Genomic DNA, 15619 nt, shown 5'->3' with positions numbered 1-15619 from the left:
TAAAGTTGGGAAAGCACGAAAGCCTATTCAAGTTTGAAAGTGTATGAATTATCCGAAAGAGAGCATATCTTACGTTTTGATTTTTTCAATCCCACGTTCACGAATGATTTGTGCAGCATCCAGCATTTTGTTTAGGTGGATAAAAAGAGTAATGATATTAGCTTCCGGTTCATCTGAATACGCTCCTAGAGAGAAATAAACAATCTGTGTATTGAAATACTCAAACTCCTGTAAGGTAAATTCTTTAAAAGCGTTCTGGAAAACAAGAAATGGATTATCATACTCTTCATTGGAAAGTGAGCCCTGTAATAATCTGGATGTATATTCCAGAGGATCATTCAATTTCCATTTTTTTGCTTTGAATTGTAATAGATAACTTGCTCTAACAAATGAGCGCATACATAGGTAATAGTGAAAGACGAGCGAAGGATCATCCTTCATCAGAACTTCACATTTCGTAGAATAATTTATGATGTCAAACAATCTATCTTTTACGGCAGATAGGTAATCCATTTCAAAGAATGCCTCAATCAATGACAGACAAGTATGTTTTCTGTAGCTGTCCCAGAACTCAGCTTCAAAATCTATTTTCTTCTTTTTCATAATAATTAAGTTTTTATCTTAGTGCGAATTACAACTATCAAGAGTGCATAATCAATACTTAAACTGCATATTATATCTGCTAAAGTGGATATTTTACAGGATAATTTTTTAACTTTACAATTCAGACGATTTAATAGAAATGGCTTTATCTTTAAGCCTTTAAAATTTGATAACCGCTATGGAACAGAAAGTACATCAGGGAAGAAATGTAAAACGTTTTAGAGAAATGCTTGGGATAAAGCAGGAGGCTTTAGCTTTTGACTTGGGTGATGAATGGAATCAGAAGAAAATTTCTTTGTTGGAGCAGAAAGATGTGATTGAAGAAGATCTTTTAAAAGCAATTTCTAATGCACTTAAAATTCCTGTGGAAGCATTCCAGAATTTTGACGAGGAGGCAGCAATAAATGTTATAGCAAATACATTTAATAATCACGATCATTCTAATCCACAATTTGCAGGCGTTATTAATAATTCTCCAACATTTAACCCATTGGATAAGATGGTTGAATTATATGAACGTATGATACAACAACAAAAAGAGATGATTGAAAAATTAGAAAAGCTCATTAACAAATAAAATATAAGTAATTCGGGATAATTACTTTTTCATTGGAGAGGCATTGCCGTATGGTTATGTCTCTTTTTTTGTTGAATCATTTGATCTAAAAAATCAGATAAATGATAATTTATTTTACAAAATCATTCCACTTTAACCTGCCATTCATCAGCATTGGTAAAAGCCAGTCGCGGATAGAGCTAAGTTGCTGGTTTTGTTGCTGATTGCTCATAATTTTTTCATAAAATGAATAGACTTTCCTATAATATTTATTTTGATGTCATTGGTAGAGTCGAGAATCGTAATTTCTGAGAACTCAACTTTATTCATATTTGAAAGAACGGCTCCTTGCTTTGCACCTTTGTTAAATTCAAAATACATTTTTAGAGCATTTAAAAGAAATATCTGTTACTGTTATTGATGTTAGAAATAGAATTAATTTGTTGATTAGTTGACATTTTTTCCCACAATTCCAATGACACCAACAGTTCCTATACAGGAAACACAAATATCACCTTCGTATAAAATTTAGTTGATTGAGTTGAAGCACCTAATTCAGTTAGTGTTCTGTAACTTTTTAAAATAAATAATTGTTGCCTAACATCATCAATAGTTACAAATGGAATATCACCTCCAAAATATTCTTCAACTAAGGTTGACGGTGTCTTTCCTGTAATTATTTTGATTCAATTTCGCAAAGCTTTCTAACCTCCCAACCAATCGGAATATCTCTTCTCAATTTTCATTCCAAATCATTTTGCCACCACTTGATTTGTAGGGTTTTCCGGTTTCATCTGGAAAATCAAATTGCACAAACCAGTAATCGTACATCGTTTTTGCAAGAAGATCTAAATTATCATTTAGCGTACAACTTTAGCTATTTTTGTTTTTCATTTCTTTGCGGCTCGAAAAATTTAAAAAATAAGATCCCAATGAAGGAATTAGTGAAACAAGAAATTATGAATGCAATGAATGCGGTTTTGAATTTTCAACAGATAATGATGCTGGAAAAGGTAATTCATCAAAGTTTTCACAATGTAGAAATTACTTTACAAAATAAAGAAAATCAAAACTTTAAAGACAGCAATCAATCGATTCTAAGCCTTTTTATTTCTTCTAAAAAAGTGGAAGGTTGCTCCGAAAAATCTTTGAAATATTATTTTTCAACGATTGAGAATTTGCTTCTAAAACTAAAGAAAAATATTACTAATATTTCCACCAATGATTTAAGATTTTACCTTTCTGATTATCAAGAAGTCAGGAAATCAAGCAAGGTTACGATTGATAATATCCGAAGAATATTTTCTAGCTTTTTTTCTTGGCTTGAAGACGAAGATTACATTTTGAAAAGTCCTGTTAGACGAATTCATAAAATAAAATCTCCTAGAATTATTAAAGAAATTCTGAGTGATGAAGAAATAGAAGTTTTGCGAGACAATTGCAAAGAAATCAGAGATTTAACATTAATCGAAATACTCATTTCTACAGGAATAAGGGTTGGCGAACTTGTGAAAATTAACCGAAAAGATATTAATTTTCACGAACGTTCTTGTATTGTGACCGGAAAAGGAAATAAGGAACGAGAAGTTTATTTTGATGCACGAAGCAAAATTCATTTAACACAATATCTAAAATCACGGACTGATGACAACGAAGCCCTTTTCGTTTCACTGTCAAAACCTCATCAAAGGCTTTCTATTGGTGGTGTGGAAAATGTATTACGAAAATTGGGACTAAAAACTCAAATCAACAAAGTACATCCTCATAAATTCAGACGAACTCTTGCAACTATGGCAATAGACAAAGGGATGCCTATTGAGCAGGTTCAAAAATTATTAGGTCACGTGAAAATTGACACCACAATGCATTACGTAATGGTTAATCAAGCAAATGTTAAGATTGCCCATAGAAAATTTATAAGTTAATGACGAAAGAATACCTACTAAAAGATCTACTTAAAATAAAAAATGGTAAAGACCACAAAACTATTCCGAATGGTAATATTCCTATTTTTGGAAGTGGCGGAATTATGCGATATGGCAATCAGTTTTTGTATAACAAGCCTAGTATTTTGCTCCCAAGAAAAGGAACCTTAGATAATATTCAATTTTCGAAAATACCCTTCTGGACAGTTGACACAATTTATTACACTGAAATTATTGAAAACATTACAGAACCTTATTTTCTCTATAACTATTTGAAAATATTAGATTTAAAAAATCTAAATACTGGAACCGGAGTTCCAAGTATGACGTTTGATAGTTATTATAATTTGAAAATACAATTACCTACTCTTGATGTCCAAAAGAAAATTGCCAATATCCTGGGAGATATTGACAATAAGATTGATTTAAACAATCGAATAAATGATAATTTATTTTACAAAATCACTCAATTTTAACCTGCCATTCATCACATAGGCAAAAGCCAGTCTCGTAGTTTGCTAAGTTGTTGATTTTGTTTGTATTACTTTAATTTTTTTCCAATAAATGAAACTTAGACTCAAATAATTGCAATAAATCCTTTTTAGGGTAAGCTAACTCTAATTTTGTAATTCATCCTTAGTCATAGAACAAAGGTTGTTCCTACTAAATTCAAATAGTCAAACTTTTTCTTAAAATTATTCATCTGGTAGATTAAAAAGACTGAGAATGATCTCTGCTATTGAGAGCTGAGAGACCTCGCCAATACAACAGTTATCCATTGCTATATTTATAGTTCCAATTGGAGCCCTGATGCTGAGCAATATATCATCTTCCAATGCATATCTTGTGGTGCAGTTGTATACATACGAGTCTGAGGATATCTCCATCCGAAATCTGTGGAACCTTGAAAAAAATCATCCCATTTTGACCTTCATTGTACGATTCTCCTATTGGAGATTGTCCATAGTGATATTTGCTACATCAATCAATTTTCTATTTCCCAACTTTCCGGGATCTTTCTCTTCAATACTTCATTCCAAATCATTTTGCCACCACTTGATTTGTAGGGTTTTCCGGTTTCATCTGGAAAATCAAATTGCACAAACCAGTAATCGTACATCGTTTTTGCAAGAAGATCTAAATTATCATTTATTTTATTATTGAGCTCAATTTTATCATCTAGTTTGGAAAGTACAGATGCAATTTTTTGTTGGATTGTTAAATCTGGTAAAGTTAGTTTTAATGCCTTAAAGTTTGTTGTCGCTTGAGCCAAAGCAGGTACGCCAACGTGGTTCTTAAATGACAAAAGCTTTTTCTGACCATATTCAGTATGAAATAAATAGACGATAAATTGTGAACTTACTTTTTTGTCATTAAACCTTACTCTAAATTGGCTTTGTGAAATCACGTATTTTTCAAATTTTGAATCTGTAGGAATAAATGAAATTTGTCCTAACGTGCCTCGATGTGTGATTACAATATCTCCTCTTTTTGCAATCGCTTTTCCATATGTATTTGCTTTTTCCTCACTCACATATCTAAAGGAATTTTCAGTAAGCTTATATGCTACTAAATTAGATCCGTTCAAAACAGGTACTCCTACATTAATAAAATTATCCACTTTTATATCTGAGCCAAATGGTCCCATAGAAATTTCATCGATCAAAGTCGAAATTAGTATCTCTTTATTCATCATATTTCAACACTTTTAATTGCTTCCGAATCTCCAAATCTAAAGCAGTTCCTTCTTCAAAAAGAGATTGTAAGTTTGTTTCAAAATCATTCATTTTTTCTGCAAATTCTTCAGCGGTAATGTCAACATATTCTATTTTTACTTCAAAATATTGTCCAGCTGAAAACGAATAATTTTTAGCCGCAATATCTTCTTTGCTAACGACAACGGATAGATCTTCAACTGCAATTTTCTGATTGAATGTATCAATAATTTTCGCTTCTTCTTCTGGTTTTAAAACTGTACGTTGGTTTTTACCTTCTTTTACGGTTTCTCCCAATTTAGAGGCGTCCATCAAGACTATATGTTGGTTATCTGCTTTTTTATCCAACAATAAAACAGAAACATTAGTACCTGTACTTGCAAAAATATTGCTCGGCATACTTACTACACCACGAAGCCATCCATTTTCAATTAGGCGCTCACGAATCTTTTTCTCAATACCGGTTTGTGCAGTGATAAAACCTGTTGGAACTACAATTGCTGATTTTCCATTATCGCTCAAACTGTGCATAATATGTTGGATAAACAATAAATAAATTGACATCGATTCTTTTTTGCTTTTCGGAATATTAGGAATTCCTGCAAAGAACCTTTTTTTAAAAGCGTCTTTATCCAAATCTGCGTGGAAATCAGAAAAATCTAATTTAAATGGTGGATTTGAAACAATGTATTCAAATTTTGTATCCATATAGAAAGGAAGCGCAATGGTATTCGTTTTAATGATATTCGGGATTGAATGCGTCAGGTTATTCAAAACCAAATTCAAACGCAACATATTGCTCGACTTTTGAGAAATATCTTCTGAATAGATAGTACAGTTTTCTTCGCCAATCTCGTGAGCTAAACTCATTAATAAAGTTCCCGATCCTGCACTTGGATCGTAACATTTCACACCTTTTACGGGTTCTGGAACTAAAATTTGCGCCATTATACGAGCAACTGAATGAGGCGTATAATATTCGGCGTATTTTCCTCCAGAATCAGTGTTATAGTCTTTAATCAAATATTCAAAAATAGTGGCAAAAAAATCGTATTTCTGTTCAAACATTTCTTCGAAAGAAAACTCAAATAATTTATTGATTAATGCTTTTGCAAATGCATCTCGTTGCGAAGAATCCGAAATAAACTGTGTAAGTTCATCAAACAAGGTATCTTTTGCACCGGTGAAAGATTTTACCGAAAAAACATCGGCATTTTCAATCGAAACCTGGCGCAAGGTATCATCAAACAATTTAGCAAAATCACTATCATTTTGTTTTACAAACAAATGAGAAATTAAATGCTCTGGTTGTAATCTTGGAATGTTTGGATCTAGTGCATCAATTAAATCTGAGTAATCATCTTCAGAAAGCGATTTTAAGGCAATTGAAAAATTCTCGGATTCTGCTAACTTTGGCATTTCTTTTTTTACAGCATATCGAAATTTATCGTTTAAGAATTTGTAAAGAAATACTTGTGTTATAATTTTAAATTCGTTTCCATCATTTCCTAAGCCATAGTTAGCACAAACACTTTTTAGGTTGTCTATCAACGATTTGGTTTTGGTCATAAAATTAATGTCCTGCGTCATTTTTATTATCTGTATTGAAATTGTTGCAAATATTCATTTGCTATTAAATTACTAATATTATTTTTCATTGCCTGATCCATTTCAATTTGTTCCTTCTTCTTAAATTCCTGTACAACCAATTGCAAAAGATAACGTTTGAAGAAAGCTTCGTTTTTAATTAAATCTTCTTGTCCTTCTAATTTGTCATCGACCTGTTGTTTTACTTGCATCAGTGCTTTATGCAATTGCATTTCTTTGGCGTTAAGATCTCCCTTTTCGCTTAATCTTTTATGAATTCGAGAGTATTTTTCGTCGTTTTCGTATTTGGCTTTCAGTAAAGCATTTTTACGATTAAGCTCTTTGGCCTGATCGTAAAGTTTTTGTAAAAGATGCATATTTTCAATCATATCAGTTTGATTGATTTCACTCAGGTTTTTCTTCTTAAAAATCCTTTCTAGTTCTTGACGTAAACTTACAAATTGAGGATCAAATTGATCGAAATTATTTTGAAGTGATTCTCTGGCTTTGCGCAGGATATTTTTAAACTCATCTGCTAAAACCAATTCACTCTCATCTACTTTTATAAATTGAAAAATAATATCTTCAAGTGCTGTATTCAACAAATTTTTAGAAGCATCATCATTGCCAATACTTTCTACAAAATTTAGATTATCCAATCTGCCTTGAGCTTCTATTAATAATCTATTCCAAATTTCAAAATCTGCAATTCCGTCCAAAGCTTCATAGCCGTTAACAGCAATGATATTTTTTAATTCTTTTGCAGTTCTTAAAGCTTTTATTAATTGAGTAAGCCTACTTTTATCTGTGATTTGGGCAATTTGTTGGGAGAAAATTTCCCTATTTTGAGTATCATAATGAAACAATGTTTCCTTAATTTCTTTAATATCTTGCTGGATTTCTTCTTCTGTCTTGAATAAGTGAGAATACATTTCCATTTCATCACCAAGCTGATCTTGCAATTCATCGAAATACAATTTATTGGTACGATCGAATGCTTTTGAGATATCTGCAAAGTCCACGACATAACCATACTGATATTTTTTGTAAGGACGATTGACTCTTGTCAATGTTTGCAATAAGTTGTGATCTTGAATTACACGCGCCAAATATAATTTTTTCAAACGTTTTGCATCAAAACCTGTCAGCAACATATTGTAAACAAAGAGAATATCAACTTTAGCTTTTTTGTAAGCACTGATTAATTCTTTCCGAACAGACTTATCATTTTCATCGTGAAGAATCAGAGCAGAAGTTAATTTAACATCTTCATTTCGCCCGTATTTTGCTTTTGGTTCTGCAACCATTAATAGACTTGCATCTGTTTCTTGTTCTCCATACTTCTCTTGAAACAAACGAAACAATTCTTTGGCTTGATCTGCTGAATCGCAAACTACTAATCCACCTAAAGAGTTGTCATCTAAATCCCTTCTAAATTTGATTAAATCCTTTGTAATATAATCTAACAAAGGTTCTGCAAACTTAGGATGCGCATAAATATTTCGGGTAGTTATATCACCTTGCAATACTTTAATTTGATCCATCACCTCTTTCATTTCCATCTTAAAGTTTCCTTCAATCTGTTCACGAATTAAACGTAATGTATATCCGTCTGCAATGGACATATTGTAGTAATATTTATGAAAATAATTACCAAAAAGCATTTTAGAGTCATAATCTTTCGCAACTTCTTTTAATAATGGAGTTCCGGTCAAGGCAATAATAACCGCATTCCGATCTGAATTAATAAGATTTGCTAAATAATTACCTTTTGGATTATAGCTTCGGTGCGCTTCATCTAAAAAATAAACACGCTGAATCTTGATATCATAATTGACATTCAATAAAGCCGTTGCATCTTCCGAAAATTTCTGAATATTGACAACAGTAATTTCTGGAATTCCACTGTCATTATGCAAAGCTCCAATAACCTGTAAGTCTTTGATGAAATCTTGTTTAGAATTTACAGAATTAACTTTTAACCCACGATTATTAAATTCACTGGAAGCTTGTATTAATAAATCTAAACGATCAACGATAAAATAAAACTTAGGTACAATTCCCTTTGCAGCATAATGATCAGTGAGATGCTTAACGTTAAAGTAAGCTAAAGCCGTTTTTCCTGAACCTTGCGTGTGCCAAATGATACCTTTGTTTTGTCCAGCATCCAATTTTGTAGCAATTGCCTGCGTTGCAAATATTTGCGGATAACGCATAATGTGTTTCTGGTACGTAATTTTACCTGAATTTTCTTCTTCTATATAAGCAATAGCATATCGCAAAATAAACTGCAAACGTTCTTTGGTAAAAACTGAACTTAAAATTCGATTGGTAGGTGTGTTCTCCTGTTTGTTGGTAATGTATTCCGGACTGTTTTTAATGACAACCAAGTTGTTGTCTTTGAGTAAATCATTTTCATTTTTTTCTTCAACACCTCCTAAGGTTTGTTTTACTGGGTAGTCTAAATCCTCTCGGAAATAATTAAAATTGACTTGTTCATAAGATGGCGTTGCGTAAAATGCACCAAAAATTGGCTCTACAATTCCGTCTTCGTATTCCATATTATTGGAAAAAACTAACAATTGAGAAATGTTTACAAAACGGCGAAATTGTTTATTTTTAAAACGAGTATTGATTCTATTACGTTCATTAATTACACCCTCTTTGTTATGAGGTTTTTTTACTTCAATAAAAGCCAGTGGCAAACCATTAATTATAACTGTAATATCTGGGCGAAATTCTTCATCCCCTGCTTTACAAGTTAATTCTGTGGTAATGTGAAAACTATTGTTATTAAAATGCTCAAAATCAATTAATTTAACTCCTGAAGTAGCCACTAAGCGTTCATAAAACTTTTTCCCAAGATCTTCATAATCCAATTCAAGATTAATATCGTCTAATACACGTCCTGCTTCCTCTTCTGTTATCCTATTTATTTTTGAAATTTGAGAAATAAAAATAGCAGAGAATATATTATTTTCCTCAATTCTGTTTTGTTGATTTAGTGGAATATATTGATAACCTAATCGCATTAAATGCAGCAATGCTGGTATTTTCACTCGTGAATCTTCGTTGAATTTCATTAGGTTTCATAGTTTTCAGATTCTAAATATACCAAAAGAAACCTGAAATAAATAATTATGATGTTACTATCGATTAACTTTCATTTACTTTTGGAAAATTGTATTTAGTTTTTATTTTTATTAGCATCAAATCCATCTTTAAACCTCTGAAAATCTTCCGCTTTTTTAGGATTATTCTTAATCCACAATTGCATCACTTTTGTATTTTCTCTCAAAATTTTAATCTCATTTTCATCGTAAATTTTTCTCCCTTCATCAGCAATTTCATTTAAAATATCTTGACGTAGTTCACTTTTGGCTTTGATGCTTTCTTTGTACCAATTGGTTGCGAAATTGATGGAGACGATCAGTACTAAAACCGCAATAACAAAGACTCCAATTCCGCTCCAAATAAATTTCTTCCTCCATCTTATATCCTTTCCAAAACTTTCCAAATCATCTTTAGTTTCTTTTGAAAGAACTGTCTCTATCTGAGTAGGAATACTGGCGAGGAATTCAGTTCTCTTGGCTTCCTCTAATTTTGAAAAACTAACTGCATCATCATAGATCGAATGCATATCTTGCAAACTCATTTGTACATCGTTCAGCAGAATCGTATGGTCTTCGATAGCAGACTGAAGTTTGATATTTTGTTCAGTATTTTCCGTATTTGATTTGATCACATTTTCTAAAAGCTCCATTCCGTTACTTTTAGATTCTTTATTTTCATTTTCCATATTTATTTTTCTTTAATTTTAATTATCGTCTTAATTTTCGCTTCTTTTTCCAAAGTTCATCCTCGTCGTGGGAAACATAAGTTGGGTTAAGTACGTTACCCAATAATCCGCCTGCAATTTCTATTAAGCTTTCATTTGTTTCTGATTTCAAATAATCACTTACATCATTTTTTATACTACTTTGATTTAATGATTTTACCAGATCACCAAGATCAGAATCTATTGCAGAAAGAGAGAACCCGAAATTTTTCCGGAAAAAGAATCCGTTTTTCTGTTGATTACTTTCAACTTTATTGATCCATATATCTTTAATTTTATTTTTTTGATTGGCTTTAAATTCTCCGTTATATTGGATCTTTACAGAAAATCCTTTTTGTCGTAGATTTTCCCGAAATTCCTTTAAATTGTCAGCATTTCTTTGTACTCCCTTAATCGCTTTTTTAACTTCAAACAGAGATTTTATTTCAGAAATTTTTAGTTGATTTGAGATTTCAGATAATTTGTAACCAGCTTTATAAATTCTTTCAGTTTGAAAATTTTTGTCTTTTTCCATCACAATCCGCATTCCCGAAATCCCGTCTTTAACATTTGAAGACAATTGAATTTCAAAACCTTTTTTCTTCATTGCTAAGATCAGATCATCAAAATTATCTTCTGACCTGATAGCTTCGGTCAAGCCTTGCAGCATCACCGCTTTTTTCTGAATTCCAATTTCAACATCGGTCAATAATCCTTTTTCTTTACAAACTTCTCTGACAGCTTCACCAAATCGTCTTCCGATATCGTGTGCTTTCACTGTGCACTTTCCCGAAATATCAATCCTGTTGACAACAAAATGGATATGCTTATGTTTTGTACTATTATGAATATCCAATCGGTATTGATTTTTATCCGTCACACCTACGTTTACAAGAGCTTCCATCGCAATTTGTTTTAATTCTTCATCCTTCAATTTTCTGCCAATTTCGTCCGGTTGAGAAATATAACCTGTCAATGCCCACTTCTTTACTTTTTGGTTTCGTTCAGCTACAGTTTTCATTTCGTAAAACTGACCTTCCGCAGTATCACTCAAAAGATAATTCGAAGCCACCATCTCCGCTGTTCCTTTGTCGTTCGCATTATATTCCAAAGCGATTTTTGTAATGGATCTTGTGGTTGCGGAATTATTCATTTTTCTTAATTTTTGAATATAAATACTGATGAATCAATTCGATCAGATTTTCAATTCTCAATAAAATTTCTTTCTTATTTTCAAAAACATTCCATTCCCGATTTCGTAAAAGATTGGTGATTTTTTTGAAATGAGTTCCATATTGGAGTAAGATCTCATCGGTTTGAAATTCATTGATTTTTAGTTCTTTTTCGAACAAAACATTCCGGATATAAGCAGACAATTTTAGCGGATATTTTTCTTGTTTTTGAACTAAAACATAATATTCGGAATTGGTCATTCTGATTGAAATCACTTTATCCAATTTTTTATTTTCTTTGGTCTTCAAACCGCCTTTCCGACCAAGTTCCTGGAAATGTTTTCTTCTCTTTTCCTGAGCAATCGTTGCTTCATTTTCTTTGGCAACTTGGTGTATAAATTCTTGTAAAAAGTTTTTTTCCATTGTGTTAAATTTTAGTGTGTTTCAAAACATTTCTGACGATAGGAAGAAATCAAAAATCCCAATTTTGCAATCAGCGGATACGCTTATTGTAAACTTTGGGTACTTTTTGCACTAACATACCACCATATTTTACCTGTATTTATTTTACTCACCTTCGCTTTTGTTTCACTTGTCTTTCAGGTGATGGATTTTTGTGAATCATCCAATCATTTAAGTCTTTAAAATGTGAATATAAAATCCGACAATCTTTCACGTCTTGATTTTGATTACTTATGATTTCAACTGCACGATTTCCGGCTTCGTCATTGTCAAAATAAAGCTCAATATTTGCATAGTTATCGAGTGTTTTTTTAATGTTTGAAATCATCGAAACGGAATTCAAAACGAGATAATCAGAAGGCTCTTTTTCTAAAAGATTCTCTACATTTTTAAATGAAAGAAAATCGAAAAAACCTTCGAAAACCCGAAGCGATTCTGATCCATTTTTTATAGTAGAAACATCTTTTTTGCCTAAACAAATTTTTGAATATTTATTGCGAATTTCGTAACCCTCAGAATCGTTTTTGAAACCAATTCCGAAATAGTTTTTATCGTTCATTCGGTAATGAATTTCTTGTAAGAACTGAGTTTGATTTCCGACATTTCTTTCTCTTAAATATTCCAGAAGTGCAGGATGCTGCATTTCATTCACATCAAGTATCTCATAATTTTTACTCGGGTTTTCGAACTTCTGATCAGGAATATTTTGATTTAGAAAAGAAGAAAACTTCTGATTTTCTGCCCAACTTAAAACTCCATTTACTGAAGTATTCAGATACTTCTTCATAAAGTCAGTATTATTTCCACCGATTCCTTGTGAAAATAAGTACCACTTGTTTATACTTTTATTGATTTTAAAAGAGGCTTGGGATTCGCTGGTAAAGGGGTTGAGATACCAAGCTTCTCTTTCATTTTGTTTCGTGGGAAGGTGTCCGAGAGAAAGGAGGACTTCTTCCAACGATATAATGTTGAATTGTTTGCAGTTCATTTTCTATTTTTTTTTGCTATTTTTTTTCTTTCACCATCAAAAATATTGACGGAGATAATATCCAAATTGTCAACAACTTTTCTATTTTTAAAACAATTGATTTTCAATCCATTGCAAATAAATAATTCTTGATATTTTATCCACAATTATTATTTTAATTATTAAGATTATAATACTTAATAGGTATTAATATAATTAAGCAGATTTTCAAAAGACTTATAAGATTTTGAAAATGAACAGCTTAAAAAGGGGTGAGCCGTTATTATTCGGAGATAAAATCCAGAAATACGGAGATAATATCTGTTTTTTCGGAAATAATATCCAGAATATCGGAGATAATATCTAAAAAAACGGAGGTAATATCCAGAAGTACGGAGATAATATCCTACTCATTTTCCAGTAATTGAAACACTGCTTTTACGTAATCAATTCCTGTCAAATTCGGATCAATTTTTCGTTTCAATCGAATCGATAGCTCTTTGTAACCTCTTACTTCAAAAAGCTTTCGTAGGACGGATAAACTTCTTTCGTCAAGCTTCCGTGTCTTTTTTAAGTATTTCAATGCCCGATCCGTCTGAAGATTGTTTAATGATGAAAACATTTCTCCGGAACCGACGGAGTTCTTTGTGTAGTATATCAAAAAATTATAATTGCCTTTGTTATAGGCATAATTAAAACTTAGCTCATTATAACTATCCAGATCTGCCTTTACATTATTCAAAAAATCTCTCTCAAAGCGGTAATGCCCTTCATAGTATTCTTTAGGAATGAATAACTCTTTAAGTATCTGCGAATACGATTTTATGATTCCTCCCTGTTGTTTGTATTTCAACAACCATAATAAAAACCTAAGTGTATTCGAGGTTGAAGTTTGGTAAGGGAGATCTTTTTTGATTGAAAAATAGGAACTCATATTGACAAGATGTCTTATTACAGCCTTATCCATTTTGAAAAATATATTTTTCTTGTTCCATCCCGGCTCAATTATAAAAGGGACAGCCTTGTAACCGTTGATAGTTTCATCTTTTAATCTCAGCCAGTTGATATTGGCCATATTGATCAATGCGGATTGGATATACTCATTTTTCATTCTTCGATCCGGATTTAAATCGTTGAGTGGTAATAAAAAATCTACCGTTCCTTGATTTGCCCATCCTTCGTAGTAATCATCAAATGAAAGCTGATTCTCTTCTGTCTTCTTAATTGGCGATTTCACTGATATAAATAAAGACTGTTCTTCTTTTATCGCAGATAAGATGACCACCAAAATTCTCTGTTCAATAATGGTTGTCTCCTGAGAAATTAAAACCTCCCGAAAATCATTAGAAATAAGCACTTTCTTTCGAGTTTTTGGAGTGAAAATTTTACTTTCCATCTGTATGTAATTGCTTTATTTTATAGATAACTCCTTATTTTTTTCCCTCTAATATTTTTTGAATATCTGACATTCGGTATCGAACTTTGTTTCCAATTTTGACAGTATTCAGATAATTTTTTTTGTTCCAGTGCCAAAGTGTTGCATCACAGACGCCACAAATTTGTTTCGTTTCTTCTCTGGTAAGATATCTTTCTTTTCTAGCTTCTGCTATCTCGAGCGATAGCTCATTCTTAGCACGATTAATTAGTTCATTAGAGAAATTCAGTAAATCTTCACCCGAAACTTCAAGTTTAATACTGACCTTCTCATCTTGAATAATTGACAATATATTTTTCATTTTTTATTCCCCACCATTGATTAAACTTTCTTTTTATAGTGGATTAAAAAAAAGAAAGCCACTATCCAGTTATTGGATAGCGGCACAAAATTATATCAAATAAAACCTGATTATCAGCTATTTAAACCTCGTTTAATTCGTGAAATGTAAAAACGAATTAAACGAATTTAGTTGGATAGCATTTCCTTTAATTGATCAATGAATGGACGGTGTTGTTTTAGATCTTTTTGAAATTCTCCATTACTCATAGTGTCTGTTAATGTTTTATATGCACTCTGTATTCCTCTCTCTGAAATAATATTTCCATATTTTTTATTCAAAATTTCTCTAAATGCTTTTATTCCTTTTGGTTTAGAAAATTTTAGTTCCTCTAATGCTATTTTTAAATATGCTAAATGATTTTCAGATTTATTATTTTCGAGATACTTGCCAATTTTTTCTAAAAGATGTTGTGGTAATTCTTGAGTATCAGGTTTTCTTCCAACGTTTTTCTTTTCAGTGATTGAATCTTGAATAAGCCAATTCTCTAAATTATTTCCATCAGCTAACTGTAGTTGCTGAAAATGATTTTCCCAATCTGATTTTATACGCAAACCAGAACTTATTGAAAATTCTATTACCTGCTTCATTATTGAAACAATAAATTGTTTTTCAACATAGTTTAGTGTTTGTTTTTTCCTCATTTCCAGTCCCCGTTCTACCATTCTCTCAAAGCTTTTTCCAAAATATAGCCAAGCAAGCATCGCCGGAATAATAGAATTTTTCGGAATATTCTGAAAATTACTGACTAAATATTCAGCAACATTGTTTTCGGAAAATAAAATGTTAAAATCTGAAATATCGTCAAAAGAACCTTGATTTAATTTTCTCGAAATAGCACTTTTATATTTTGGGATAATTGAGGTAGCCATTTGAAAAATCTTGTCGTAGCCAGCATTATCTTTTCTGTTCATATATTCTTCAAATAGATCATATTGCTCTATATGAGATTCTTTCCATTTTTTATTTCTAGTAAAAAAGTATTTAGTTCCATTTAGATTAAGTTTTGTTTCTGATATGATTTTGAATTACTTATAAAA

At 31.5% G+C, this 15619-nt stretch carries 16 protein-coding genes; 3 read left to right on the top strand and 13 right to left on the bottom strand.

Annotation, left to right across the window (positions count from 1 at the left end; translation table 11 throughout):
* Positions 1-69: 69 nt before the first annotated feature.
* Positions 70-603 carry a hypothetical protein gene (locus EAG08_RS17455; RefSeq protein WP_129536542.1) on the bottom strand — a complete coding sequence of 178 codons (534 nt, stop codon included), beginning with the start codon at positions 601-603 and terminating at the stop codon, positions 70-72.
* Between the two features lie 178 nt (positions 604-781).
* Here EAG08_RS17455 and EAG08_RS17450 point away from each other — a divergent pair, with 178 nt between their 5' ends.
* The gene (locus EAG08_RS17450) at positions 782-1180 is read left to right on the top strand and encodes a helix-turn-helix domain-containing protein (RefSeq protein WP_129536541.1); all 399 of its coding nucleotides are present in this window, start codon (positions 782-784) and stop codon (positions 1178-1180) included.
* 109 nt (positions 1181-1289) lie between these two features.
* Here the strand turns inward: EAG08_RS17450 and EAG08_RS22740 are convergent, their stop codons facing one another.
* Together EAG08_RS22740 and EAG08_RS21445 are read right to left on the bottom strand one after the other, a co-directional pair.
* Entirely contained in the window at positions 1290-1391 is a 102-nt protein-coding gene (locus tag EAG08_RS22740) for a restriction endonuclease subunit S (protein ID WP_164998588.1), read from the bottom strand.
* Positions 1388-1540: a hypothetical protein gene (locus EAG08_RS21445; protein ID WP_164998587.1), complete on the bottom strand. Its 153-nt coding sequence runs from the start codon at positions 1538-1540 to the stop codon at positions 1388-1390. Before EAG08_RS21445 ends, EAG08_RS22740 begins: the two co-directional genes overlap by 4 nt.
* 551 nt (positions 1541-2091) lie before the next feature.
* Here EAG08_RS21445 and xerA point away from each other — a divergent pair.
* The gene (xerA, locus tag EAG08_RS17440) at positions 2092-3084 is read left to right on the top strand and encodes a site-specific tyrosine recombinase/integron integrase (protein ID WP_129536540.1); all 993 of its coding nucleotides are present in this window, start codon (positions 2092-2094) and stop codon (positions 3082-3084) included.
* Entirely contained in the window at positions 3084-3560 is a 477-nt protein-coding gene (locus EAG08_RS17435; protein ID WP_129536539.1) for a restriction endonuclease subunit S, read from the top strand. The genes xerA and EAG08_RS17435 overlap by 1 nt, the downstream gene beginning before the upstream one ends.
* A gap of 509 nt (positions 3561-4069) precedes the next feature.
* Here EAG08_RS17435 and EAG08_RS22355 read toward each other — a convergent pair.
* The 10 genes from EAG08_RS22355 to EAG08_RS17385 form a co-directional block, all read right to left on the bottom strand.
* Positions 4070-4780 (bottom strand): restriction endonuclease subunit S, encoded by a 711-nt coding sequence (locus EAG08_RS22355; RefSeq protein WP_129536538.1) that lies wholly within the window; start codon positions 4778-4780, stop codon positions 4070-4072.
* Entirely contained in the window at positions 4770-6389 is a 1620-nt protein-coding gene (locus EAG08_RS17425) for a class I SAM-dependent DNA methyltransferase (protein ID WP_129536537.1), read from the bottom strand. Before EAG08_RS17425 ends, EAG08_RS22355 begins: the two co-directional genes overlap by 11 nt.
* A 5-nt stretch (positions 6390-6394) precedes the next feature.
* The gene (locus tag EAG08_RS17420; protein ID WP_129536536.1) at positions 6395-9469 is read right to left on the bottom strand and encodes a type I restriction endonuclease; all 3075 of its coding nucleotides are present in this window, start codon (positions 9467-9469) and stop codon (positions 6395-6397) included.
* A 104-nt stretch (positions 9470-9573) separates the two neighbouring features.
* Positions 9574-10185, bottom strand: a complete 612-nt coding sequence (locus tag EAG08_RS17415; RefSeq protein WP_129536535.1) for a hypothetical protein — start codon at positions 10183-10185, stop codon at positions 9574-9576.
* A 22-nt stretch (positions 10186-10207) separates the two neighbouring features.
* Positions 10208-11356, bottom strand: a complete 1149-nt coding sequence (locus tag EAG08_RS17410; RefSeq protein ID WP_129536534.1) for a relaxase/mobilization nuclease domain-containing protein — start codon at positions 11354-11356, stop codon at positions 10208-10210.
* Entirely contained in the window at positions 11349-11798 is a 450-nt protein-coding gene (locus tag EAG08_RS17405; protein ID WP_129536533.1) for a plasmid mobilization protein, read from the bottom strand. The genes EAG08_RS17410 and EAG08_RS17405 overlap by 8 nt, the downstream gene beginning before the upstream one ends.
* Positions 11799-11946: 148 nt before the next feature.
* Positions 11947-12825 carry a toprim domain-containing protein gene (locus EAG08_RS17400; RefSeq protein WP_129536532.1) on the bottom strand — a complete coding sequence of 293 codons (879 nt, stop codon included), beginning with the start codon at positions 12823-12825 and terminating at the stop codon, positions 11947-11949.
* Between the two features lie 385 nt (positions 12826-13210).
* Positions 13211-14200 (bottom strand): replication initiation protein, encoded by a 990-nt coding sequence (locus EAG08_RS17395; protein WP_129536531.1) that lies wholly within the window; start codon positions 14198-14200, stop codon positions 13211-13213.
* Positions 14201-14234: 34 nt separating this feature from the next.
* The gene (locus EAG08_RS17390; RefSeq protein WP_129536530.1) at positions 14235-14540 is read right to left on the bottom strand and encodes a helix-turn-helix transcriptional regulator; all 306 of its coding nucleotides are present in this window, start codon (positions 14538-14540) and stop codon (positions 14235-14237) included.
* Positions 14541-14707: 167 nt separating this feature from the next.
* The gene (locus tag EAG08_RS17385; protein ID WP_129536529.1) at positions 14708-15493 is read right to left on the bottom strand and encodes a DUF6043 family protein; all 786 of its coding nucleotides are present in this window, start codon (positions 15491-15493) and stop codon (positions 14708-14710) included.
* Between the last annotated feature and the right edge of the window lie 126 nt (positions 15494-15619).

The organism is Chryseobacterium sp. 3008163 (assembly GCF_003669035.1).
Lineage (GTDB): Bacteria > Bacteroidota > Bacteroidia > Flavobacteriales > Weeksellaceae > Chryseobacterium.
This window is presented reverse-complemented; position numbering and strand designations above follow the sequence as displayed.